The following is a 24,082-nucleotide window of genomic DNA, read 5'->3' on the forward strand; positions in this document are numbered from 1 at the left end:
GTCATCCTTTTAGAGATAGCGGAGGAGTTCCCGTAAATCTTTTTGGTCAATGATAATATTTGCTTGTTGTTTTAGCACGGCTTTAGCGCAAAAAGCGACTTTTTTGTCGGCATAGGGAAACATGGATGCATCGTTTGCACCGTCACCGACAACGATGGTGTTGGTTTTTTCTGCACCGAGGAGTTTTTGTAGGCGGGCGAGCATGTCGCCTTTGGAGGTGCTTTGCATCATTTCTCCGCCGACTTTGCCTGTTAATATGCCGTCTTTGTGGTGTAGAAAGTTGGCAAATTCGCCATCAACGCCTAGTTTTTGCCCTAGATAGGTGGTTGCTTCGTGAAATCCGCCTGAGAGTATCACGACTTTGTAGCCGTGTTTTTTCAATTCTTGTACGGTTTCTATCGCACCTGTCATGAGGGGAAGATTTTGGCAAACGTTGATAACTTTCGTGTAGGGTGTGCCTGCTAGCATGGCAACCCGTTGGGTGAGTGCTTCAAAAAAGTCGAGTTTGCCTTGCATGGCTTGTTCGGTAATGTGGGAAACTTCGTTTTTTTTGCCACAGGCGGCGGCTATTTCGTCTATGGTTTCCCCGTCCATGAGGGTTGAATCAAAATCAAAAACGCACAATTTCATGATTGTTCCTATATTAGGATTTTTGTTGTTGGTGTTTTTTGTTGGGTAAGTATGAGCTGTATTTTTTATCTATTATGCCATGCTTCACAGGTTTAGCAGGTTTCTGTTTCTTCGTCGGATGTGGTGTTTAATTCAGTGGTGGCTTGTCCTTGCATGAGGGGGCGCATGGCGTGCAGTAGATTTTTGAATAGGTGTTTGTGGGCTTGCTCTTCGTTAGCAAGCAGTTGTTTTACATGATAGCGTTGTGTGGGTTTGGTGAAGCAGGCGGGGCAGTTGTCGAGGATAATGGGGAGTTTGGCGGATTTGGCAAAATCAGCTGTTTGGCGTTCGCGGACGTAAATCAGGGGGCGAATGACGCGAATATCGCCTGCATCGTTGGTGTAATGGGCTTTCATGGTTTGTAAGCGTCCGCCGTGAAAGGCTGACATCATAAAACTTTCTGCTAAGTCGTCTAAGTGTTGGGCGAGGGCTAGGACGTTGTAGCCTGCTTGGCGGGCGGTGCTGTACATGATGCCGCGTTTCATGCGTGAGCAGTAGGCGCAAAAGGAGTCGCCACGGATATGGCGCAGGGCTTCTTCCATAATGGCTTGTTGTTGGTAAAAATAGGGAATATTGAGATTTGCTAAGTAGTCTTTTAAGGGGGAGGGGTCAAAACCTGATATTAGGGGGTCAACGGTAATCACGCCTAAGTCGAAGTGTATGGGAGCGTGGCGTTTTAGGTGGATTAGGATATGTAGTAGGGATAGAGAGTCTTTTCCCCCTGAGAGTCCTAGTAGGACTTTGTCGTTAGCTTTAATCATGCCGTAGTCGCCAATTGCTCGCCCAACACAGCGGAGTAATGATTTAGGGGGTTTTACCAATGGATTCATATTTTCATCACTGATTAAGATTAAATTAATAAAAGTCGATTTGCACATTGAGTGTAATGTGTCAGCTTATCGGGGTTATGATGCCTTAATGGGGATTATGTTTTGAGCGCAGTAGGTTTGCATAGGGGTTATTGGTTCGTTGTGAACATTGGCTATTGTTATAGTCGCTTTTTTTAGGAGTATTTTGTCGTGCAGCAATTTTTGATATTTGCAATTTTATTTGTGGGACTTGCGGCAATTTTAATTTATATGGGGGTCAAATCTGTGCCTCAGGGCATGAATTGGACCGTTGAACGGTTTGGAAAATATACAAAAACGTTAGAGCCGGGTTTAAATTTTATCATTCCTTTCTTTGATAAAGTATCGAAAAAGTTGACCATGATGGAGCAAGTGATGGATGTACCATCACAAGATATTATTACCAAAGATAACGCGACAGTACGGGTGGATGGTGTTGCCTTCTTTCAGATTATCAATGCTCCAGAAGCCGCTTATCAGGTGCAAAATTTGACGGATGCCATTCTTAATCTAACAATGACGAATATTCGGACAGTCATGGGGTCTATGGACTTGGATGATTTATTATCTAAACGGGATGATATTAATCATCAACTTTTGCGGGTTGTGGATGAGGCAACAACGCCTTGGGGAATTAAAATTCTGCGGATTGAAATTAAGGATATTACACCACCAAAAGACTTAGTTGATTCTATGGCACGTCAGTTAAAAGCGGAGCGGGATAAACGGGCTTCTATTTTAGAGGCGGAAGGGGAACGACAAGCCGAAATTTTAAAAGCAGAGGGGGAAAAACAGGCAATTATTCTCGCCGCAGAAGGGCGTAAAGAGGCCGCTTTCCGTGATGCAGAAGCCCGCGAACGGGAAGCGGAAGCGGAAGCTAAGGCAACCATGATGCTTTCTCAGGCAATTTCTAAAGGAAATGTGCAAGCGGTGAATTATTTTATTGCGCAGGAATATGTCAAAGCATTAGGACAACTCGCAAGTGCGGATAATCAGAAGGTGATTATGATGCCTTTAGAAGCATCGTCCGTGATAGGCTCTATTGCAGGGTTAGGGGAGTTAGCAAAAGAGGCGTTAGACAAACGCCATACCCCCGCTGTGGCAACACCCGTTCCACCCAGTGGAACAATTGTTTAATCATTTGATCGTTATGATGAGTAATTTACAAATCACATTTTGGTATTGGTGGATATTTGCCATCGTGCTTGGCATTTTAGAAGTATTAGCCCCAACAGCTGTCTTTATTTGGTCAGCAATAGCGGCTGTTATGATGGGGATTGTTGTCTTATTTATTCCCTATATAGGCATTGAAATACAACTGATTGCATTTTCAGTTTTATCCATATTAAGCGTTTGGCTGGGGCGTTCTTTTTTAGTGAAATATCCCACACAAACAGATAAGCCCTTGCTAAATCAGCGGGGGAGTGAATATGTCGGGCGTGTTTTTTCTGTGATAGAACCCATCAGCGATGGCGTTGGAAAAGTGCGAATTGGGGATAGTTACTGGCGTGTTGAAGGGGCGGACTGCCCTGTTGGAACTAAAGTAAAAGTCATCGGGATTGAAGGGGTTAAATTAAGAGTTGAACCGTTTGAACCTGACGAATCATAAAGCAGTTATCTGGATAACTAACAGATAATATGGAAAAAACACTATATTATCTGTTTCAACCTTCATGTTATCGCATCCAGTAAATCCATCAAAATCCCCAAAAACTGACTACACTTAAAAAGATTGTTGCAGATGCAATAAAACCAACAACAAGTTTTAACTATACTTTTCAGTTAATTAAACTTTCATGAAAGATTCATGACGAAGATGTCACATAAATATATCTTATACTCAATATAAAGCGTATAATATGACAGTTTTAGCGTCGTCGCTAAATCCGTACATTACTTGTTGATAGCAGTGAGGATAAATAACGTGTTAGAAGCCTACAGACAACATGTCGCAGAACGTGCCAGCAAAGGTTTACCGCCTTTACCCCTAAATGCCGAGCAAGTAGCGGCACTGGTAGAACTGTTAAAAAATCCCCCTAAAGGTGAAGAAGAAACTTTAGTTGATTTATTAACCAACCGTGTTCCCCCTGGTGTTGACCAAGCCGCATACGTAAAAGCAGGCTTTTTAGCTGATGTTGCCAAAGGTAATGCCAAAAGCCCCTTAATTTCCCGTGAACGTGCGACCGAATTATTAGGCACAATGTTAGGTGGCTACAACGTTCAACCCTTAATCAGCTTATTAGACGATGCCACGTTAGCTCCTCTCGCCGCTAAAGCCTTATCTCATACCCTGTTAATGTTTGATGCCTATCACGACGTGGTAGAAAAAGCCAAAACCAACACCCACGCTAAACAAGTCTTAACCGCTTGGGCAGAAGGTGAATGGTTCAAAGTCAAATCCGAATTACCCAAAAGCTGGACAGTTACCGTTTTCAAAGTCCCTGGTGAAACCAACACCGATGACTTATCCCCCGCTGGTGCTGCATGGAGTCGCCCTGACATCCCATTACACGCCACCGAAATGTTAAAAATCAAAATGCCCGATGCCTTTGATATCATTGCCGACTTAAAGAAAAAAGGGCATGACATCGCTTATGTGGGCGACGTGGTTGGTACAGGTTCATCCCGTAAATCCGCGATTAACTCCGTGTTATGGCACTTAGGCAAAGATATTCCTTTCGTTCCTAACAAACGTCAAGGCGGCGTGATTTTAGGTGGCAAAATTGCCCCAATTTTCTTCAACACTGCCGAAGACTCAGGCGCGTTACCCATTGAGTGCGATGTCACCAAATTAGAAAATGGCGACGTTATCACCATCTATCCTTATGAAGGCAAAATTACCAACGAAAAAGGCGAAGTCGTCAGCACTTTCGACTTACGTCCTAGCAGTATGCCTGATGAAGTCCGCGCTGGTGGTCGTATTCCCTTAATTATCGGTCGTGGTTTAACCGACAACGCCCGTAAAACCTTAGGCTTAAGCGCGTCTGACTTATTCATTCGCCCTGTTGCTCCTAAAGATACAGGCAAAGGCTACTCTTTAGCCCAAAAAATGGTTGGTCAAGCCTGTGGCGTGACTGGTGTTCGCCCTGGTACTTACTGCGAACCCAAAATGACAACCGTCGGTTCTCAAGACACCACTGGCGGTATGACCCGTGATGAATTAAAAGAACTCGCTTGCTTAGGCTTCTCCGCTGACTTAGTCATGCAGAGCTTCTGCCATACAGCCGCCTATCCCAAACCCGTTGACGTAAAATTACAACACGAACTGCCAGATTTCATGCAAACCCGTGGCGGTGTTGCCTTACGTCCTGGTGATGGCATCATTCACTCATGGTTAAACCGCATGGTTATGCCTGACACCGTCGGCACAGGTGGCGACTCACACACCCGTTTCCCCATTGGTATCAGCTTCCCCGCAGGTTCTGGCTTAGTCGCTTTCGCTGCTGCAATGGGTGTGATGCCTTTAGAAATGCCTGAATCTGTTTTAGTGCGCTTCAAAGGTGAAATGCAAGCAGGCATTACCTTACGCGACTTAGTCAACGCCATTCCTTACGCCGCGATTCAAAAAGGTTTATTAACCGTTGCGAAACAAGGCAAAAAGAACATATTCTCTGGTCGTATCTTAGAAATTGAAGGCTTACCCAATCTGAAAGTTGAACAAGCTTTTGAATTAGCTGATGCCTCTGCCGAACGTTCTGCCAGTGCATGTACAGTGCATTTAAACAAAGAACCCATTATCGAATATCTGACCTCTAACATCACCCTGTTACGTTGGATGATTGCCAATGGTTACGGCGACCCACGCACCTTAGAACGTCGTATTAAGAGCATGGAAGGCTGGTTAGCCAATCCCACCTTATTACAACCTGATGCTGATGCCGAATATGCTGCCGTTATCGAAATCGACTTAAACGACATCAAAGAACCTTTATTAGCCTGCCCCAATGACCCCGACGACGTGAAAGTATTATCCGCCGTTGCAGGTGCAAAAGTGGACGAAGTCTTTATCGGTTCTTGCATGACAAATATCGGTCACTACCGTGCAGCGGGTAAAGTGTTTGAAGAAGCCAATGGACAAGTGCCTGTCCGCTTATGGATTTCTCCACCCACTCGGATGGATCAACACCAATTAACCGAAGAAGGCTACTATTCCATTTTCGGTAAAGCAGGTGCGCGGATGGAAATGCCTGGTTGCTCTCTGTGCATGGGAAATCAAGCCCGTGTCGGTGATAACACAACCGTTGTTTCTACCTCTACTCGTAACTTCCCTGACCGCTTAGGCAAAGGCGCAAATGTGTACTTAGCTTCTGCGGAATTAGCCGCTGTTGCAGCACGCTTAGGAAAATTACCCAGCGTAGAAGAGTACATGACTTATACGAATAAGATTAAACCCTTAGCTGATAATATCTATCGTTACTTGAATTTCCATCAAATTGCGGAATATCAAGCAGCCGCTAACAACGTGATTGCAGGCAAAGTGATTCCTATTGCTGCCGCTTAATCTGTTAGTATTTGATTAAATAAAAAAGACGGTTGCGAAACCGTCTTTTTTTATGCCCGCTTGTTTTAGAACTAACCTGAGTTTTGCGAGTTTTATAAAATAAAACAGAGACCTGCTAGGTTTTGAAAACCTAGCAGGTCTTTTTTTGTCTGAATCAGAATTCACAGAATTTTCAAAATTAGCAGGATTCGCATTAATTTCTTGGTTTTAAGGGGTTTAAATTCTGTTAATTCTGAAAATTCTGTGAATTCTGATTCAGACAAATACTTGTCTTTTTAAAAAAATCTCGCCGAACTCAGGTTAGAACTAGCAATCTTTTTTTAGCTGAATCAAGATTTTCAAAACGAAAAGCTTCTAATACAACAGACCATGCAACAACATTTTTAATACTGTTCCCACAATTGCCCCATAAGCGGCAGGCTTTAATACTGAAGCAACCCGCTGTCCTGCGGAAATCAAAATAGCCACACCCGCCACATCAAACGGACTAATTAATAAGCCTGCCATTCGATTTAATTCTGTAACAGTAATCGCATTTTGATGCAGTGCGTCCACACTAACGCCCATCATCGCTGTACCACCTGCAATATATTTGGTAATGATTAATAAAACCGAATTACTGGGATAATTAATCAGTGCAAAAACAGGTGCTAATAAGGTTTCTAATATGCCCATAACGCCGACCGTTTGCAAAATATTGACGAATAACAAGGCAAGAATCAGCATCGGAATGGAGGCAACGGCAATTTCAAAGGCTTCGCGCCCTGCGCGATTAATCACTTGTAAAACGCCTTTAACATTTGCTGCTTGTGGATGGTTTAAATTCGGTTCTGGCGGTTCGATTTCGTTGGGTAAATGACGCGCGAATACATGATAAGTCATTGCCGCGCTGAATAATCCCGCTAATAGTGAGATTAAAATCGTTGTGCCGACGTGTAAGCCAAATGTTGCCATAGGAAACGTGACGTTTGCCTGTGCCATCGTGAATACCATTGCAAGCGTTGCTGCGATATGACGGCGCGATGTGCCACTTCTATCCATCATTGTGAGCGTTGCAAGCGGTGCGGCAAAGCTCACAAATAAAGTTTGAATTAAGGCAAAAATCCCTAATCCAGGAATGCCTAGCGGATGCAAAATAGGGCTTATCCAGTTGACAATACGGTCTAAAATGTTTTCTGCCTCTAATAAGCGCATAATCGTCAACATCACGACCATGACAGGCAATAAAACGAATAACGCTAACTCTACGCCAGCTTTACCCGATTTTAAAATTAACGCGGCAATTTCTTCCATAAGTTTGTGCAACAAGTTATCGGTAAAATGAAAAATCTTATTTTGGGCGTACTAAATAAGTCAGGTTTTAAACAGGTAAAACCTGACTTATTTAGTCTCCTAAATTTTACTCTCTCTTTAGCCCAATAGAAGATTTTTTAAAGCACTATAGTAAACCGTACTATAAAGTGATTTGAATCTAGGACTGGTAGTCCTTCGCATCGTTTTATAGTGTGTTTACTATACATTCAGGTTTGCCTACATAATCAAGCGATAACCAACCCCTGTTTCTGTCACAATAAAACGCGGTTGAGCGGGGTCATCTTCTAATTTCTGGCGTAAATGACTCATATACACCCGTAAATAATGACTACTTTGCGTATGTGTCCCACCCCACACTTCACGCAATAATTGGCGATGGGTTAAAACCCGCCCTGCTTGGGTGATTAAACTGTTTAATAAACGGTACTCAATGGGGGTTAAATGCACATCTACGCCTTGTTTTTGTACAACTCGCGCCGCTAAATCCACTTTTATATCGCCAAACTGAAACACGGTTTCTTTATTGCTAATACCTTGACGACGGGCATTAGCGCGAATTCTGGCTAATAATTCTGCAATACCAAAAGGTTTACTTAAGTAATCATCTGCCCCCGCATCTAATGCCGTTACTTTATCGAGTTCATGCACGCGGGCTGATAAGACAATAATCGGCTGTGCTGACCATTGGCGAAAAGCGCGAATAAAATCCATTCCGTCGCCATCAGGTAAGCCTAAATCTAAGATAATTAAGTCAGGTTGACGGGTTGTAGCTTCAATTAAGCCTTGTTTAGCGGAAGCCGTTTCATGAACTTGCCAGCCTTCGCCTTGAAGCGCGAGGCGTACAAAATGGCGAATTTGTGGCTCGTCTTCAATCAATAAAATCGTCAGGTTCATGGGGCATATCCAACGGGGTAAGCGGTAACGTGATACAAAACACCGCGCCATGGGGTTGGCGATTGTGCGCGGTAATCGTGCCATGATGTGCATTAATAATAGCGCGACAGATACTTAAGCCTAAACCAATGCCACTTGTCGCAGATTCATTAAAGCCACGGGTAAATTTTTCGAATAAGGTTTCACTGTGTTCAGTGGGCAATCCTGTCCCATTGTCGGCTATTTCTATCTGCATTTGATGGTAATTTGCTTGGGCAGTGATGTCGATTTGTGCGGTTTCGGGGGTGTATTTCGCGGCATTTTCTAGCAAGTTGATAAAAACACGCTCAATCAGTACAGCATCACAAGTTAGTAGTGGTAAATCAGATGGAAGACTGATACAAATGCGCCGTTTGTTGAGTAAAACCCGCACCGCCCGAATAGCACTACCGATAATTTCTTCTAATACTTGAGGTTCTCTTTGTAAAGTAATTCTGCCCGCTTCTATCCGCGCCATGTCGAGTAAATTATTAACCATATTCGTCATGCGCAAACTGGTTTGATGAATGGCAGCGACTAATTCTTGTTGGGTGTTTGTCAAATGTTCAGGGTGACGGGTGAGAGATTCTGCTAACCCCAATAAAGCCGTTAATGGCGTGCGTAAATCGTGTGAAAGGGCGGATAGTAAAGAATTGCGTAAGCGTTCAGATTCAATATGCACGAGCATATCTTGAGCAACTTCAAGAAAATGTACACGTTCTAAAGCGATAGCAATCACGCTAGCACAGGTTTCTAATTGGCGTAATTGTTCGGGAATCAGCAACCAATGCGCTTGAGCGGGTTGAATGGCGAGAATGCCACGAATGCGCACGGGGGCACGCAGGGGTAAATAGCGGAAAGGATTAGCAGGAAGGGTATTCGTTGCAAAACCAGCCGTTTGATTGTGTTTAAATGCCCATTGAGCGATTCCAATATCTAAGCCCTGTATTTCAGTGGCTTCATTCGGCAAGATAAGTGTTTCATTGGGGTCGGGGAGTAATAACACGACTTGTCCGCCAAAGGTTTTTTTAAGAATAGCAAGACTGATGTCAATGATTTGCTCAGTTTTAAGTGCGCCTGATAAATCGCGAGCGAGTTCGAAGAGAATATAAGCCCGTTTTTCGCGGTGGGCAGCAATACGGGCTTGAAAGCGTAAACCAGCCGTTAGTTCACTGATGATAAGCCCAACTAAGAGCATAACGACAAAAGTAAGGAGAAATTGCACATCGCTCACCGCAAAAGAAAAGCGTGGCGATACAAGGAAAAAATCAAACGCGGCAACATTGCATAGTGTGGCAATAATGGCGGGAATACGTCCTAATTTAGTTGCAACCAAGACAACCGCGAGTAAATGCAACATGACTAAATTAACGGCATCTAAATGAAAAAAGTTAAGTAAATTAACCGTGATAGCTGTCGTGAGTAATGAGATAAGTATCGCTAACAACACGGGTATTTTTTCTACCTTTACCTGTCTTGTTAGCGTTGCTGAAGCATGGACTGAATGCGGAGATTCTGGTACAGCGCGAATCGTTGTTGTTGCAAAACCAACATGTAATAAATCCAAATCGGGCGATAACTGCGTGATTTGCGCGGACAAAGAAGGCTGCCAAAAGCGTTGCAATGTTTTAGGCAGGTGTCCCATTACAATGGTTGCTAAATTATGTTGATGGGCATATTCAACAATTTGTTGCGCCACGTTTTCGCTGGTTAAAATACTGGTTGTCGCGCCTAAGGCTTCAGCCAGTTTTAACGCAGTTAAAATGCGCTCACGTTTTACGGTTGGCAATCGTTGTAAAACTGGCGTTTCTACATATAACACATGCCAGTTAATACTCATCTGTGTTGCCAAGCGGGCTGTACGGCGAATAACTTGTTCTGCAAGGGGTAAATTGTCGTTAATACAAGTTAAAATCGCGCCTTCTGTTTTCCAGACAGCATGAATTGCTTCATTTTGCTTGTAATGTTGTACATCTTTTTCAATACGGTCAGCCGTGCGACGCAATGCCAATTCACGCAAGGCGATTAAATTCCCTTTACGAAAAAAATGCTTCACAGCCCGCTGGGCTTGCTGTGGTAAATAGACTTTGCCCGCTTGTAAGCGGTTTAATAACTCCTCAACAGGCACATCAACTAAAACAACCTCATCCGCTTGATAAAAAACCGTATCGGGTACAGTTTCTTGTACTTGAATCCCTGTAATTCCACTCACAACATCGTTAAGGCTTTCTAAATGTTGAACATTTAACGTCGTCCAGATATCAATCCCATTTGCCAGTAATTCCTCAACATCCTGCCAGCGTTTCGGATGACGCGCCCCGCCAATATTAGTCGCTGCCAATTCATCCACCAAAAGTAAAGCGGGTTTACGGGCTAAGGCTTCATCTAAATCAAAAACGGCTATCTGTTTATTGTGATAACTGCATATTTTTCTGTCTAAAACAGGTAATTGCTGGACTAATGCCTCTGTTTCTCGCCGTCCATGTGTTTCAATCCAACCGACAAGCAATGCTCGCCCTGCCTGTTGTGCTTTGTGTGCGGCTTCTAACATCGCAAAAGTTTTACCGACCCCAGCCGATGAGCCAAAATAAATGCGAAGTTTACCACGTACATTTTTCTGTTCAGCCTGTTGAATTTGCGCGAGTAAAATATCAGGGTCAGGACGTTGTTCTATTGGCGTGGGTGACATGGGAATAACTGCCTGTTAAATCAGGGGTAGTGCTAAAGTTATGTTAGACTTGCCAGTCCTCGAAGAACTGGCAAGCCTTTGGATGCTCATTAAAAAAACTATTGAATTAGCTGCTTTTTCTCTGCATCTAACGCTAAATTTAACGCTAAAACATTAATTTGCGCTTCACCCAAAATTCCCAAAAAGGGTAACTCTGTATAACGTTCAATCAGGGCTTGTACTTGTTCAACAGGTAATTGACGGGCTTTAGCGACTCGTGACAGTTGATATTGCGCGGCGGCAAGGCTGATATGCGGGTCTAAACCACTCGCGGACGCGGTGACTAAATCGATAGGTATCGGCATTGTATTATTTGGGTCAACCGCTTTTAAGGCTGCAATGCGAGCTTTTACCGCTTCTACTAAGGCAGGATTGCTCGGTGCGAAATTAGAGGCAGCGGAGGCACTGGCGTTATAAGGCGTGGGGAAAGTGGCAGAAGGGCGACCCCAAAAATAATCTGCTCGATGAAAGGCTTGCCCAATCAATGTCGAGCCTATGGGCTGCTTGTCACGATACAGTAAACTGCCTGTCACTGATGCAGGAAACCATTGCGTGCCTAACCCTGTCAGGCTAATAGGATAAATTAAGCCTGTTATTATTGTAAAAACAAAGAGTAAAACAAGTGCGGGACGAATAACAGTTTGCATTTTTTTCACCTATTTAACCTTGTACCGTAAAAAACGCGGCTAACAACATATCAATCAACTTAATCCCTACAAACGGTGTCATAATTCCGCCTAAACCGTATAGTAAAAGATGCCGTTGTAATAACGCGCCCGCATTTAAAGCGCGGTAATGAATGCCACGTAAGGCTAAGGGAATCAAGGTAATAATAATCAGCGCGTTAAAAATAACTGCTGCTAAAATGGCATGTTCAGGACTGCTTAACCGCATCACATTTAAATACATTAAATTGGGATAAGTGCTTGCAAACGCAGCGGGAATAATTGCGAAATATTTGGCAACATCGTTGGCAATGGAAAAAGTGGTTAAAGCCCCGCGAGTCATTAGCATTTGCTTACCAATTTCAACAATTTCAATCAATTTAGTAGGATTTGAATCTAAATCGACCATATTGCCCGCTTCTTTCGCTGCTTGAGTGCCTGTATTCATCACGACGGCAACATCCGCTTGCGCGAGTGCAGGCGCGTCGTTTGTGCCATCGCCTGTCATTGCTACTAAATGCCCTGCTTGTTGATACTGACGAATTAATTTTAATTTGGTTTCGGGGGTTGCCTCTGCCAGAAAATCATCAACACCCGCTTCAGCCGCAATAGCTGCCGCTGTTAAACGATTATCCCCTGTAATCATTACTGTTTTAATGCCCATTTGCCGTAATGCCGCAAAACGTTCTTTAATCCCGCCTTTCACCACATCTTTCAGCTCGACTACGCCTAACACTTGTTGATTATCCGCGACAACTAACGGTGTACTTCCTCGTTTTGCCACAATTTCAATTTGCAAACGGACATCATTAGGCAAAGTCTCAACACTCATGCCTAACCATTGCGCAATCGCCTCGCCCGCCCCTTTGCGTATCATCCGCGTATCAGTTCCCTGCGCTAAATCAACGCCACTCATCCGCGTTTGTGCCGTAAAGGGAATAAAAGTCGCTTGTAAAGCATGTATCTCTCTTTGACGCAAATTAAAACGTTGCTTGGCTAAAATCACAATGCTACGCCCTTCGGGGGTTTCATCGGCTAAAGAAGCCAGTTGGGCAGCATCGGCTAATTGTTGTTCAGTCACATTTTTTGCGGGAATAAATGTCGTTGCTTGACGATTGCCTAACGTAATCGTGCCTGTTTTATCCAATAGCAAAACATCTACATCACCCGCTGCTTCCACCGCTCGCCCTGAGTTTGCAATAACATTAGCTTGCATCATCCGACTCATGCCCGCGACACCAATAGCCGATAGTAAACCGCCTATTGTGGTTGGAATGAGACAAATTAATAAAGCAATTAAAATTGATAATTCAACAATTTGCCCAGATTGATTTGCAGTAACGCTAAAGGCTGAAAAGGGTAACAAGCTGACTGTCACGCCTAAAAAAACCAAGGTCAAGGCAATTAATAAAATCGTCAACGCGATTTCATTCGGGGTTTTTTGCCGTTTTGCCCCTTCTACCATGGCAATCATGCGATCTAAAAAAGCTTCGCCCGCATTCACCGCGACACGAATCACTAACCAATCAGATAAAACCCGCGTGCCTCCCGTAACCGCAGAAAAATCTCCACCCGCTTCACGAATAACAGGCGCGGATTCTCCTGTAATTGCCGACTCATCAACCGAGGCAACACCCTCAATCGCTTCTCCATCCACAGGGATAATATCCCCAGATTCAACAAGAACCACGTCGCCTTTTTGCAACATCTGCCCTTGTACAACAGTCCATTGATGATGTTGCGCAGGATTTGCCAATTTTTTCGCCATTACGGTCTGCTTTAATCCCCGCAATGCGACGGCTTGCACCTTACTTCTTCCTTCGGCTAAGGCTTCGGCAAAATTGGCAAATAACAAGGTAAACCATAACCAAACAGCGATAGACCCAATAAATCCGCTATTACTCGCATTGCTCAAGAAAGCCTGTAACCACAACACACTAATCAAGCAACAACACACATATAAAACAAACATCACAGGATTACGAATTTGCACTCGAGGCGATAACTTTTGTACGCTATCCCAGAAAGCCGTGTGTAATAATGCCCATGACGAATAATTCACAAAATGACTCATGGTTTTGCTCCTAATGGTTGATAACGGTCGAAAAAATTTGTAAATGTTCCGCCACAGGCCCTAAAACCAAAACGGGTAAATAAGTCAATGCACCCACTAACAACACCGTTGCCATTAACAACACTACAAATAATCCGCCCTGTGTGGGTAGCGTGCCACTCGTTACAGGCAATTTCTTTTTCAACCCCAAAGAACCCGCTATTGCTAACACCGCCACAATAATTGCAAAGCGTCCAAACCACATAGCAACCCCAAGTAAAACATTATAAAACACTGTATTACTACTAAATCCCGCAAACGCACTGCCATTATTATTCGCCGCCGACGTAAAGGCATATAACACTTGTGAAAAACCATGTGCACTGGGGTTGGAAATCCCCGCTTGTCCAACGGGCAACGAAACCGCTAATGCAGTCCCGCCTAAGACTAAAAATGGTGTGATAAGTAGAATCAACGCAACCATTTTCATCTCGAACCGCTCGATTTTTTTCCCTAAATATTCAGGCGTGCGCCCAACCATTAAGCCCGCTAAAAACACGGCTAATACAGCAAAAATCAACATGCCATATAAACCAGAACCAACCCCGCCGAAAACAATTTCCCCCAATTGCATTAAGAATAAGGTGACAAATCCCCCTAATGGCATGAATGAGTCATGCATCGAGTTGACCGCACCGCAAGAAGCGGCAGTCGTGATGCTGGCAAACAAAGCAGAGGCTTGAATACCGAAACGGGTTTCTTTTCCCTCCAGATTACCGCCCGCTTGCAACACACTCGCCGCTTGGTCAATGTTTAAACCCGCGAATAAAGGATTCGCACTTTGTTCAGCAGTCATCAATCCAAGGGCTAATGGGCTAAAAATTAAACACATCACGATTAAAATAACCCAGCCTTGCCGTCTCTCTTGCACCAACTGCCCAAAACTAAAACATAACGCTGTAGGGATTAAAAAAATCGCTAACATCTGCAACCAATTTGTTAAAGCTGTCGGATTTTCAAAAGGATGAGCAGAGTTCACATTAAAAAAACCACCGCCATTCGTTCCCAACATCTTAATAGCCTCTTGCGAAGCAACTGCGCCCATTGCCAGAACTTGGGTACTTTGCCCCATTGCCTCAGGGTCTAAAACATTAACCGTTTGATAAGCTAAAAAATTTTGAATCACGCCTTGTTGCATTAACAGCAAACTAAATCCAAACGATAACGGCAGTAATAAAAACAAGGTTAAGCGCGTGATATCCACCCAAAAATTGCCCAATTGCGCAGTACAATGCCCTGCTAATCCACGCATGAGCGCAAACGCCACGGCAATGCCTGTTGCCGCAGAGAGAAAATTTTGCACAGTCAAGCCGAGCATCTGCACAAAGTAGCTCATCGTGCTTTCACCCGCATACGCCTGCCAATTTGTATTTGTTGCAAAACTAACGGCTGTATTAAAAGCAGAATCGGGCGTTATCGCCCCAAATGCTTGCGGATTTAAAGGTAAATCGGCTTGTATGCGTTGCAAAACATACAACACCAATACCCCTAATATATTGAAAACTAAAACAGCTAAGGCATAAGTTTGCCAAGACATACTTTGAGATGTATTAATCCCTGCTATGCGGTATAAACCTTGTTCAAACCATTGCAAGGGCTTAAAAATAGGGTGAAATTGTCCATTTGCTAACGCTGTCAGCCAATGACTTAACAGCCATGCTAAAGGCAATAAACAGAGAAAATACAAGCCTAATAAAAAGATATTGGCGGAAAACATTTAAAAATCCTCCGCATTAAATAAAGCGATAAGTAAATAAATACCTAATCCAATTGCACAAACGGCACTGAGTAAATAAAGCCCACTCATACCCCACCCCCTAAGCGTTGGCAGAGATAAATCAATCCATGTGTACTTAAGTACAACATGCTGATTAAAAATAAAAAAATAATATCCATAACGCGCTCCATATCTTGCTTGGTTACATTGCAAGTACAGAAAAAGCGTAACAAGTGGGATATAAAAAGAGTGCTAAAAAAGCGGGGAGAGGTGTTAAAAAAGTATTAAAAATACCTGAGTTCGGCGAGTTTCTTTTAAAAAGACAACAGCTTGTCTGGTGAATTCCGATGAAAAACAAGAGAGTAATCTCTGCCAGTCCTCCAAACCGATTCGCGTGTTCCGACAGACCTGCTAGGTTTTCAAAACCTAGCAGGTCTCTGTTTTATTTTATAAAACTCGCCGAACTCAAGTTAAAAATGGAAGATGCCTAAATCAAATAAAAACGGATATATAGTAAACGTACCACAAAGTGATTTAAATTTAGGACTGGCAGTCCTAAATTTAACGCGAGTACGGCGAGATTCTTTTAAAAAGACAAGAGCTTGAGTGTTGTAGGGTGGAATAGCGTAGCGTATTCCACCTTGAAATTCTGCAAAAACTGAGCAAAAAAAGATTATAAATCGTAGGGTGGAATACGCTTTGCTATTCCACCCTACATTTTTTAGTTGAAAAATTCTAAAAGGTTTTCGCCACTCGCCGAACTCGCGTTATAAATAAAAAAACTGGCAGTCCTTCAAGGGCTACCAGTTCAATTTTAAAACAGCTCTTTTTCGCCAAACTCGGATTAATCACGTCGCAATGGATGCGTCAATAACGCCCCGCGCCCATTGGCTAAAATTTCCTCATCTGAAACCTTAATATGTTCCATTGCAACCGTATGATAACGACTAAAATAGTCTTTTAACTCTGTTTCAATAGAACGGTCATACTCAGGACGGATAACATGTGTACCCCCTTGTACTAACTTCACGACCTTGCCTTGTTTAACAACTAACTCACCATTTTTAAAGACAAAATCAGGCTTTTCGAACATCTTTTCTTTATCAACCTGTTCCGTATAAACCGTAATATCCGCTATAGCTCCCGCTCCCACATGTCCACGGTTATGTAAACCTAAGACTTTAGCCGCGCCCGCACGGGTCATAATAGCAATCTCATACAAACTATATTCACGGGTGATACTGCCTAAGGTACTCATTGCTGCAGCCGTTGGATTAATCGTGGCTAACATATCATTGCGAAAACTTTTATCCATCAATAGCTTAATTAAATGCGGGTAACTGGTAAACGGTGCGCCGTTTGGATGGTCAGTGGTTAAAAAAATGCGCCAAGGGTCATCGACTAATAAAAAGGTTTCCAACCCAATAGCCCACTGCAACGCATTCACAAAATTCTTATCCCGATAACGGAATGGCACAACCCCACAGCCCGCATCACATTCAATATCCATCACTACCCACTTTTTCGGATGCGCATGATGATGATTATGATACTGCATCATCGTATCACCTGATGCAGTGACCGTTTGCCCAAACATAATCTGCCCAACATCCGCCGTGATGTTATGATGCTGATTAATCGCCTCTGCAATCCGCGCCGCACCCGAAGAAAAACGATGGTCGCCCTCAGTCCCATAACTATGGAATTGAATATGCGTCAAATGAATCGGTAAGCCTTCCATTCCGCGTATCGTATCCAGCGTGGTCTCCACATTACCAGGCACGCCCAAATTACTACCATGCACATGCAATGGATGCGGAACGCCCAACTGTTGCACCGCTGTTGCCAAACTATGCAACACTTGACGCGGCGTAACAGGATAATAACAATTCTGCTCATCCAGCTCTAAACGACGCTGATTAAACTTAAAGGCACTAATCCCGCCCGCATTCACCACCTTAATACCAATACACTGGCTCGCCTCTAAAATCCACGCCACATAATCATTAATCTTACGCTGGTCAGCCCCACGAGAAAGTAAACGCAAGAAATAATCATCATTACCCAACATCGCATAACCGCCCTTATCAATCATCGGCGTATCCAACATTTCTAAATGCGCTTGGCGAGCATTAACGGGCAATAATGCAGGTTCAAAAACAGCGGTATAACCCATTTCCGCATAACTAATACCTGTCTGGCGTGTCGTCGGTGCAAGCATCTGATGCCACTCACCTTCCAACTGAAAACTTTCCTTTAAATAATCACGCGACTCAGGCAAAAGTTGGCGGGCAATATTCACTTTTCCCCCGCCAATATGACTATGAATATCAATAGCCCCAGCCATCACAACCTTATGTTGCATATCATAATGCTGGTCAATTTTTACATCAGTGGCAGGTTTAGCAATAATGCGCCCATCCTGAATATAAATATCTTCAACAACCCCATTTTTTTGATGGACAGGGTCATACACTTTACAATTGCTAAGTTTTGTAAGCATCGTTATTTTTATCGCCTTTGGTGGGTAAAATAGACAAGAGATAGCATGGTTTAAAACATCCCAAACCCACTACCATTATTTTTATATTCGATGACTAATAGTATTGTCTTTTTTATGACACGCAAGCGAAAAATTAATTTTTCTTATTCATGCTTTATTGATAAAGACTTACATCATACTGAATATAGCGACTTTATAATTAAGGAGAAAATATGAGTAACGACACAGTTTTAGCCCTTATGCGAGAAAAATTAGAAGCCTTAGAACGTGCCACTGTTTTAGAAAACGACCCCGCCCGTTTATTCAGCTTAAAACACCAAATTCAAGAACTAAAAGCCCAAATTGCAACAAGACAATCTCCCAATAACACAACGACTACAACAGGCGATAACCGCTCAATCAATGCGCAAAATTCACAGATTGGCATTGCAGTGACAGGCGATAACGTAACCGTGAATTATCATAGTCCATCAGAAAAGAATACAAATTCACCCGCTTCAAGCAATTTATCAACGGCTAAAAACCCAACAACTTTACGTAAAACACTTTATGACGTACTTCAACAATATTTCTCAGTAGAAGAAGTACAGAAAATTAAATTTTCCCTTGCTATCAACTTAGATAAACATTACGACTCAACAACAATGCTCATCATGGCATTAATTGAATATTGCGAACGTCATCAAAAAATTGATGCGTTAATTTATGAAATTGTGCAGGAAAGACCCGATTTAAGAGGACAATTTTCGGTAGAGCTAAAGAAGCAGTGATATTAAAATAGTGAAACTGAAGAAATATAAAGAGCTCCTAAAATGCTAACTTGCCCTAGCTGTAAAGCAACACACATCGTAAAATATGGAAAAACCCGCGCAGGAACACAAAACTACATTAGAATGTGATGAGATGTGGTCATTGGTTGGGCAGCGTCACCAGAAAGTGTGGATATGGTTAGCATTGGATAGAGACTCACGGGCAGTTATTGGAATTGTCTTTGGAAAGCGAGATGCATAGGGAGCGCAAGCACTCTGGGACTCACTCCCAACGGTGTATAGACAATGTGCTGTCTGTTACACCGATTTCTGGGAAGCCTATCAGAAAGTTCTTCCGAGTGAACGGCATAAAGCGGTAGGGTAAGGAGACAGGACTGACCAATCATATTGAGCGATTTTTAAGAGACCTACTGATTGATAAAGCTATTATTGAAAATATCAAAGAGACAACGGAAGGGAATAATTTAGAGCTAATTCAAGATAAATTTGTTGTGATTAAATCTGATGTATTTGAGAATTGTGAAATTTTTTGGTTTAAAGGGAGTAAACATGAATGTAAAAGAGTCGATTTTATTTTTATTGAAATGAAATCTAAAAAGGCTGAGCATATTAAGGAAAAATTTAAGGCTACACATCGTAGTAATAACGGATTATCTAACCAACATAATACCCCTGAAAAAGTATTAAGAATTAAAAATGCTAACTTGATTTCGTATCCATACTTATTGTATGGAACGGGCAATAATTCTACTTAATGTAGTCGAGAATAGCATTTACTATTTAAATTTATTAAATTTTAACCTTTTATTAGAAAGTTAGTTTCTCTTACTTTTATATTTGTTTTATTGACAAATCATATCCTTCTTCTTTCTCTATCTATCCTCATTATCATGTCTGACTATCCTGTCGTGGTTTGTGCCGAGCACTTAAGCAAGGTGTATGGGCAACAGGCTGTTGTTGATGCCATTTGTTTTAATGTTTATCAAGGGGAATGCTGTGGCATTTTGGGGCCTAATGGGGCGGGCAAAACGACTACTTTACGCATGTTAATTGGTAGCACACCGCCAACCAGTGGGAAATTAACGGTTTTAGGCGCGAGTATTCCGCAACAGGCGCGGGAAATGCGGGCGCGAATTGGCGTTGTTCCGCAACAAGATAATCTCGACCCTGATTTTAGTGTTACGCGCAATTTAGCAATTTATGGGAGTTATTTCGGTTTGAGTGAGGCAACGCTACAAGCCAGAATTCCCGATATTTTAGAGTTTGCATCATTGCAACATAAAGGTGACGCGCTGATTAATGCACTGTCTGGCGGGATGCAACGGCGTTTGTCGTTAGCTCGCGCGTTAATTAATCAGCCTGAATTGTTGGTGTTAGATGAGCCAACAACAGGGTTAGACCCGCAAGCACGGCAGTTAATTTGGCAACGGTTGCGCCGTTTAAAAACAGAAGGTTATACGCTAATTTTAACCACGCATTATATGGAAGAGGCGGAACGGTTGTGTGACCGTTTGATTATTATGGATAACGGTAAAATTCTCGATCAAGGGTCGCCGCGTGATTTAATTGAGCGGTATATTGAGCCTCAGGTGATTGAGGTGCACGGTTTAGAGGTTCAAGCGTGGCATGAGCAGGTTGGTAAAACTGTTGCCTTACGGAATGAAAAAGTCGGGGATACGTGGTTTTATTATGGTAAAGGTGAGGCGATTATGCAGTTATTACAGGCATTAGAGCATCAAACGGCTTTGCGTTATTTACACCGTCCCGCGAGTTTAGAAGATGTATTTTTAAAATTAACAGGTCGGGAATTGCGTGATGATTAGAACGTTATTGTTATTAGTCTCTAGTTTGTGGCAAGGACGCTGGCAGGCGATTTGGTGGCGACATGTTCGTGTCTGGTTAAAATTATTTTTTCCTGCTTTGCTCGCTAATTTTGGTGAACCTGTCTTTTATTTAGTTGCCTTAGGTTATGGACTGGGGCATTTTGTCGGCAATATTGGTGAGTTACCGTATATCGTTTTTTTAGCATCAGGCATGATTTGCAGTAGTGGTATGCAAACGGCAACATTTGAGGGGTTGTATTCTGCTTATACGCGCATGGCGGTACAGCGCACATGGGAGGGAATGTTAGCAACACCGTTGGATATTGAGGATATTATTTTAGGTGAAGCGTTTTGGGCCGCGACAAAGGGCTTATTAGGTGTGAGTTCTATTTTATTAGTCGCAACCGCGCTTGGCATGGTGAGCAGTTGGCAAGCCTTATGGATTTTACCGCTGATGCTGTTGGTGGGGGTATGTTTTGGCGCGATGGCGTTAATTATTACAACGTTAGCAAATAGTTATGATTTTTTCTTTTTTTATGTCACTTTATTGCTTACACCGATGACGTTATTAAGTGGTATTTTCTTTCCGTTTGAGAGTATTCCCGCATTGATACAAATGGGGGTTTATTGTTTTCCTTTGGTGCATGTTGTGGAATTAGTACGCCCATTGATGACGGGTCAAGCGGTTTCTAATGTGTTGCTACATCTGAGTGTGGTTTTAGTTTATGGCATTAGTGCATTGTGGATAGCAAGTTATTTACTGCGGAAACGCTTATACAGTTAATAATATTTAATTCATGGGAATTTAACTAGATTTGTGGTGTTATCAGTCGTTATAGGAAAAATACCCACAATTCAAGTTATGAAATCCATAGATAGCCATTGAAAAGCCTACTTTGCATAATTATTGATGTGAGATGACTCTCTGATTTTTCGGGTTTTTACACTTATGTCTCGTACTGCTTTCCTGCTGTTTTTCAGTTATTTTGCGGTTGTACCTGCTTATGCTATCAATTTGCCTGATATTGGCGCATCTACGGATACTGCCTTGTCTCCCGCGCAAGAACAACGCTTAGGAGATACCGCAATGCGTCAATTACGACGCGAATTAGAAATTCTTGACGATGCAGAGGTTAATAGTTATATCAATAGCTTGGGTAATAATTTAGCGTCGGTCAGTGATATGCCTGAGCAACGGTTTAATTTTTTTATCGTTAAATCGCCCCAAATCAACGCATTTGCCATTCCAGGGGGATATATTGGTGTTAACAGTGGCTTAATTCTGCATACACAAGATGAGGGGGAATTAGCTTCGGTCATTGGTCATGAAATTGCGCATGTGACTCAACGACATATTGCCCGCAGTTTAGAATCTGCTAGTGCGTTTTCTTTGCCTGCGATGGCGGCGATGATAGCGGGCATGGTGGTTGCTGCAAAAAATCCTGAAGTGGGACAGGCGGCTGTAGCAAGCATTGCTGCAAGCAATATTCAACGTCAAATTGATTTTACCCGCTTGCATGAGCAGGAAGCTGACCGTGTGGGGATGCAAATTTTATTTGCCGCAGGGTTTGACCCACGCAGTATGCCCGCTTTTTTTGAGCAATTACAAAATAATAGCCGTTATGCTGGCAGAGATGCCCCCGAGTTTTTAAGAACTCACCCCGTTACAACGTCTCGTGTTGCTGAATCGCGCGACCGTGCCGACCAATATCCTAAACACACCACACATGAAAATGCTTTGTATTATCTGATGCGTGCTCGCTTATTAGTGCTTACGGATAATAATTTGCGGGATTTAATCAAAACTTTGCAAACTAATCTTGCCGAAGGGCGTTTCCGTGATGCGCGGGCAGTGCATTATGCGCTTGCACTCAGTTTATTAAAAAATGAACAAACTGAAGGGGTAAAAAATCATATTGATTGGTTAATAAAACATGATGCTGACCGTGTCACTTATCGTTTATTACAAGCTGACCTTGCACAATTGGAGAATAAACCCAGTCAAGTGTTACAAATTTATGAGCAGGCTTTAGCTATTTATCCTGCTGACCAATTATTGAGTATGCGTTATGCGGAAACCCTGTTGCGACAGGGACAGGCAGAACAAGCGAAAGCGTTATTGTTAAATATCAGTACGTTAAAAACGCCAACTTATTACCGTTTACTGGCACAAGCCTATCAAGAAACGGGTTTTCCTGCTGAATCAGGACTTGCATTAACAGAAAATCTCTATTTACAAGGGAAAACCGCGTTAGCCTTAGCACAACTTAAGCAATTAAGTCGCTTGCCTAATCTTTCTCCGTATTTAAATGCCCGTATTACTGAACGTTACAGTGATTTAGAAATTGAATTGCGTGAAGAGAAAGATGCAGAAAAAGAGATGCGCTAATTTTTATTTATCATAGGGTTATTTGAGTTAATAAGGTTTAGTTCTCTGTGCATTTCAAAATAACCACGCTAACGATTTTTTATAGTATGATGTAAATTTAATATCGTTAGGACGCGCTATATGCTGGGGTGACTCAATGGATAAGAATTATTATGAAATACTTGGTATTAACCCTAATACTGAGCAGTCTCTCATAAAAGCAGCAGCACAAGCAAAAGCAAATGCAATTAACGAGGCTTTTCGCCAATTAAGCGATACAGAACGACAACAAGCGCAATCTAAGATTCAAATGCAAGTTAATGAGATTAATGAAGCGTTTCGAGTGCTTAATGATGTTGAACAACGGAAAATGTATGATGCGCAACGTGTGAATCAGCAACAAGCCTCATCACGTGCAACCCCTAAACGTCAATTGCCCGTTGTGGATGCTGGTGCAATTACTGCACAGTCTTCTAATAAAGAAGGGAATAGTTTTGGTCGTTTATTGGAGCGTATGACGATTACGCCACCAACGTTGAAAGATATTATTATTTTTGTGCTGGCATTATTATTTTTTTTATATATGTTAAGTGGTTTATTTGTAGAACCTCAAGGGCCCAGTGAGCCTAGTAAATTGAGCTTAGGTGCAATGCAGAAAAAAGTCCCGTAATGTGCGGATTTTCGTAATTGCTGAATTTTCTTTTCTACTTGTAAGGAAACATTGTTGTTATGCAAAACGCACGTTTAATTATGTACCATAAGCAATCAACCAGTGCAAAAACATTGTTTTTAAACATAAATGGTACAGTATGTGCTTTTGAAGGATTACCACCATTAGCACAATTAATTGAAAATACGAAAGATATTCCGCAAGTATTAGTTCATCCCGCACAATTGATTGTAGAAGCAGAAAAGCAGCTGGGTATGTCTGCGGGTAGTTTAGTCATCGATACTGAGTTTCAAGCCTATGTTGATGTTCCTAGTGCGCCTTTGAGTATTTTTCTTGCCCGTTTTACCGCTACAGATCCACCCCGCGCCGCTGTTGAACCTTATCATGCGAAGTTTATCAGTATTATGGAAGCGCGTGGCTTACCACCGACGGAATTAGAATTATTAAGAAAAGCTTATTCAGCGATTATGGAAGGTTAGCC

General features: G+C 42.5%; 20 protein-coding genes and 1 pseudogene. 11 read left to right on the forward strand and 10 right to left on the reverse strand.

The window, feature by feature from the left end:
- Positions 1-9: 9 nt before the first annotated feature.
- Positions 10-630, reverse strand: a complete 621-nt coding sequence (serB, locus tag BEGALDRAFT_RS04980; protein ID WP_002684287.1) for a phosphoserine phosphatase SerB — start codon at positions 628-630, stop codon at positions 10-12.
- A gap of 92 nt (positions 631-722) precedes the next feature.
- Positions 723-1,499, reverse strand: coding sequence for an ATP-binding protein (locus BEGALDRAFT_RS04985; RefSeq protein WP_050978469.1), 777 nt, complete (start codon positions 1,497-1,499; stop codon positions 723-725).
- Positions 1,500-1,688: 189 nt separating this feature from the next.
- Here BEGALDRAFT_RS04985 and BEGALDRAFT_RS04990 point away from each other — a divergent pair, with 189 nt between their 5' ends.
- The 3 genes from BEGALDRAFT_RS04990 (at position 1,689) to acnB (ending at position 6,018) form a co-directional block, all read left to right on the forward strand.
- The gene (locus tag BEGALDRAFT_RS04990; RefSeq protein WP_002684291.1) at positions 1,689-2,654 is read left to right on the forward strand and encodes an SPFH domain-containing protein; all 966 of its coding nucleotides are present in this window, start codon (positions 1,689-1,691) and stop codon (positions 2,652-2,654) included.
- 13 nt (positions 2,655-2,667) lie between these two features.
- Positions 2,668-3,126 carry an NfeD family protein gene (locus tag BEGALDRAFT_RS04995; RefSeq protein ID WP_002684293.1) on the forward strand — a complete coding sequence of 153 codons (459 nt, stop codon included), beginning with the start codon at positions 2,668-2,670 and terminating at the stop codon, positions 3,124-3,126.
- A gap of 315 nt (positions 3,127-3,441) precedes the next feature.
- Complete coding sequence (gene acnB, locus BEGALDRAFT_RS05000) at positions 3,442-6,018, forward strand: bifunctional aconitate hydratase 2/2-methylisocitrate dehydratase (protein WP_002684296.1); 2,577 nt, start codon at positions 3,442-3,444, stop codon at positions 6,016-6,018.
- A gap of 354 nt (positions 6,019-6,372) precedes the next feature.
- Here acnB and BEGALDRAFT_RS05005 read toward each other — a convergent pair whose 3' ends face one another.
- The 8 genes from BEGALDRAFT_RS05005 to BEGALDRAFT_RS05035 all read right to left on the reverse strand — a co-directional run bounded on the left by BEGALDRAFT_RS05005 (position 6,373) and on the right by BEGALDRAFT_RS05035 (position 17,970).
- The gene (locus tag BEGALDRAFT_RS05005; RefSeq protein ID WP_002684298.1) at positions 6,373-7,311 is read right to left on the reverse strand and encodes a nucleoside recognition domain-containing protein; all 939 of its coding nucleotides are present in this window, start codon (positions 7,309-7,311) and stop codon (positions 6,373-6,375) included.
- Between the two features lie 237 nt (positions 7,312-7,548).
- On the reverse strand, positions 7,549-8,226 hold the full coding sequence (gene kdpE / locus BEGALDRAFT_RS05010; RefSeq protein WP_002684300.1) for a two-component system response regulator KdpE: 678 nt from the start codon (positions 8,224-8,226) through the stop codon (positions 7,549-7,551).
- Positions 8,201-10,933 carry an ATP-binding protein gene (locus tag BEGALDRAFT_RS05015; RefSeq protein ID WP_002684306.1) on the reverse strand — a complete coding sequence of 911 codons (2,733 nt, stop codon included), beginning with the start codon at positions 10,931-10,933 and terminating at the stop codon, positions 8,201-8,203. Before BEGALDRAFT_RS05015 ends, kdpE begins: the two co-directional genes overlap by 26 nt.
- A 98-nt stretch (positions 10,934-11,031) precedes the next feature.
- Positions 11,032-11,619 (reverse strand): potassium-transporting ATPase subunit KdpC, encoded by a 588-nt coding sequence (gene kdpC / locus BEGALDRAFT_RS05020; protein ID WP_002684307.1) that lies wholly within the window; start codon positions 11,617-11,619, stop codon positions 11,032-11,034.
- Between the two features lie 13 nt (positions 11,620-11,632).
- Complete coding sequence (gene kdpB, locus BEGALDRAFT_RS05025; protein ID WP_002684308.1) at positions 11,633-13,711, reverse strand: potassium-transporting ATPase subunit KdpB; 2,079 nt, start codon at positions 13,709-13,711, stop codon at positions 11,633-11,635.
- A 10-nt stretch (positions 13,712-13,721) separates the two neighbouring features.
- Positions 13,722-15,467, reverse strand: a complete 1,746-nt coding sequence (gene kdpA / locus BEGALDRAFT_RS05030) for a potassium-transporting ATPase subunit KdpA (RefSeq protein WP_002684309.1) — start codon at positions 15,465-15,467, stop codon at positions 13,722-13,724.
- Positions 15,468-15,557: a K(+)-transporting ATPase subunit F gene (kdpF, locus tag BEGALDRAFT_RS18695; RefSeq protein WP_002684311.1), complete on the reverse strand. Its 90-nt coding sequence runs from the start codon at positions 15,555-15,557 to the stop codon at positions 15,468-15,470.
- A gap of 754 nt (positions 15,558-16,311) precedes the next feature.
- Entirely contained in the window at positions 16,312-17,970 is a 1,659-nt protein-coding gene (locus BEGALDRAFT_RS05035) for a formylmethanofuran dehydrogenase subunit A (RefSeq protein WP_002684315.1), read from the reverse strand.
- Between the two features lie 212 nt (positions 17,971-18,182).
- On the opposite strand from BEGALDRAFT_RS05035, the gene BEGALDRAFT_RS05040 reads away from it, so the two are divergent.
- From BEGALDRAFT_RS05040 to BEGALDRAFT_RS05070, 8 genes and pseudogenes are all read left to right on the forward strand, one after another.
- Positions 18,183-18,740 carry a hypothetical protein gene (locus BEGALDRAFT_RS05040; RefSeq protein ID WP_002684317.1) on the forward strand — a complete coding sequence of 186 codons (558 nt, stop codon included), beginning with the start codon at positions 18,183-18,185 and terminating at the stop codon, positions 18,738-18,740.
- Between the two features lie 42 nt (positions 18,741-18,782).
- Positions 18,783-18,869 (forward strand): IS1/IS1595 family N-terminal zinc-binding domain-containing protein, encoded by an 87-nt coding sequence (locus BEGALDRAFT_RS19705; RefSeq protein ID WP_456297501.1) that lies wholly within the window; start codon positions 18,783-18,785, stop codon positions 18,867-18,869.
- Positions 18,856-19,135 (forward strand): annotated as a pseudogene (locus BEGALDRAFT_RS19495) (IS1 family transposase); the annotation flags it as partial. The gene BEGALDRAFT_RS19705 and the pseudogene BEGALDRAFT_RS19495, both read left to right, overlap by 14 nt.
- 495 nt (positions 19,136-19,630) lie before the next feature.
- Positions 19,631-20,563 (forward strand): ATP-binding cassette domain-containing protein, encoded by a 933-nt coding sequence (locus BEGALDRAFT_RS05050; RefSeq protein ID WP_002684321.1) that lies wholly within the window; start codon positions 19,631-19,633, stop codon positions 20,561-20,563.
- The gene (locus tag BEGALDRAFT_RS05055) at positions 20,556-21,347 is read left to right on the forward strand and encodes an ABC transporter permease (RefSeq protein WP_002684326.1); all 792 of its coding nucleotides are present in this window, start codon (positions 20,556-20,558) and stop codon (positions 21,345-21,347) included. Before BEGALDRAFT_RS05050 ends, BEGALDRAFT_RS05055 begins: the two co-directional genes overlap by 8 nt.
- Before the next feature lie 165 nt (positions 21,348-21,512).
- Positions 21,513-22,952, forward strand: coding sequence for a beta-barrel assembly-enhancing protease (locus BEGALDRAFT_RS05060; protein ID WP_002684328.1), 1,440 nt, complete (start codon positions 21,513-21,515; stop codon positions 22,950-22,952).
- A gap of 136 nt (positions 22,953-23,088) precedes the next feature.
- A complete protein-coding gene (locus BEGALDRAFT_RS05065; RefSeq protein ID WP_002684329.1) occupies positions 23,089-23,601 on the forward strand; it encodes a J domain-containing protein in 513 nt (170 codons plus the stop codon).
- Positions 23,602-23,660: 59 nt separating this feature from the next.
- A complete protein-coding gene (locus BEGALDRAFT_RS05070; RefSeq protein WP_002684331.1) occupies positions 23,661-24,080 on the forward strand; it encodes a hypothetical protein in 420 nt (139 codons plus the stop codon).
- The last annotated feature ends 2 nt before the right edge of the window (positions 24,081-24,082 follow it).

It is taken from the genome of Beggiatoa alba B18LD (assembly GCF_000245015.1).
GTDB lineage: Bacteria > Pseudomonadota > Gammaproteobacteria > Beggiatoales > Beggiatoaceae > Beggiatoa > Beggiatoa alba.

Coding starts and splice junctions, on each gene's coding strand:
- BEGALDRAFT_RS05035 (WP_002684315.1), bottom strand. CDS start 17,970: ATGCTTACAAAACTTAGCAATTGTAAAGTGTATGACCCTGTCCATCAA.
- kdpB (WP_002684308.1), bottom strand. CDS start 13,711: ATGAGTCATTTTGTGAATTATTCGTCATGGGCATTATTACACACGGCT.
- BEGALDRAFT_RS04985 (WP_050978469.1), bottom strand. CDS start 1,499: ATGAATCCATTGGTAAAACCCCCTAAATCATTACTCCGCTGTGTTGGG.
- BEGALDRAFT_RS05005 (WP_002684298.1), bottom strand. CDS start 7,311: ATGGAAGAAATTGCCGCGTTAATTTTAAAATCGGGTAAAGCTGGCGTA.
- serB (WP_002684287.1), bottom strand. CDS start 630: ATGAAATTGTGCGTTTTTGATTTTGATTCAACCCTCATGGACGGGGAA.
- kdpE (WP_002684300.1), bottom strand. CDS start 8,226: ATGAACCTGACGATTTTATTGATTGAAGACGAGCCACAAATTCGCCAT.
- BEGALDRAFT_RS04995 (WP_002684293.1), top strand. CDS start 2,668: ATGATGAGTAATTTACAAATCACATTTTGGTATTGGTGGATATTTGCC.
- kdpF (WP_002684311.1), bottom strand. CDS start 15,557: ATGAGTGGGCTTTATTTACTCAGTGCCGTTTGTGCAATTGGATTAGGT.
- kdpA (WP_002684309.1), bottom strand. CDS start 15,467: ATGTTTTCCGCCAATATCTTTTTATTAGGCTTGTATTTTCTCTGTTTA.
- BEGALDRAFT_RS05040 (WP_002684317.1), top strand. CDS start 18,183: ATGAGTAACGACACAGTTTTAGCCCTTATGCGAGAAAAATTAGAAGCC.
- BEGALDRAFT_RS05060 (WP_002684328.1), top strand. CDS start 21,513: ATGTCTCGTACTGCTTTCCTGCTGTTTTTCAGTTATTTTGCGGTTGTA.
- BEGALDRAFT_RS05070 (WP_002684331.1), top strand. CDS start 23,661: ATGCAAAACGCACGTTTAATTATGTACCATAAGCAATCAACCAGTGCA.
- BEGALDRAFT_RS05055 (WP_002684326.1), top strand. CDS start 20,556: ATGATTAGAACGTTATTGTTATTAGTCTCTAGTTTGTGGCAAGGACGC.
- BEGALDRAFT_RS19705 (WP_456297501.1), top strand. CDS start 18,783: ATGCTAACTTGCCCTAGCTGTAAAGCAACACACATCGTAAAATATGGA.
- BEGALDRAFT_RS05065 (WP_002684329.1), top strand. CDS start 23,089: ATGGATAAGAATTATTATGAAATACTTGGTATTAACCCTAATACTGAG.
- BEGALDRAFT_RS05050 (WP_002684321.1), top strand. CDS start 19,631: ATGTCTGACTATCCTGTCGTGGTTTGTGCCGAGCACTTAAGCAAGGTG.
- BEGALDRAFT_RS05015 (WP_002684306.1), bottom strand. CDS start 10,933: ATGTCACCCACGCCAATAGAACAACGTCCTGACCCTGATATTTTACTC.
- kdpC (WP_002684307.1), bottom strand. CDS start 11,619: ATGCAAACTGTTATTCGTCCCGCACTTGTTTTACTCTTTGTTTTTACA.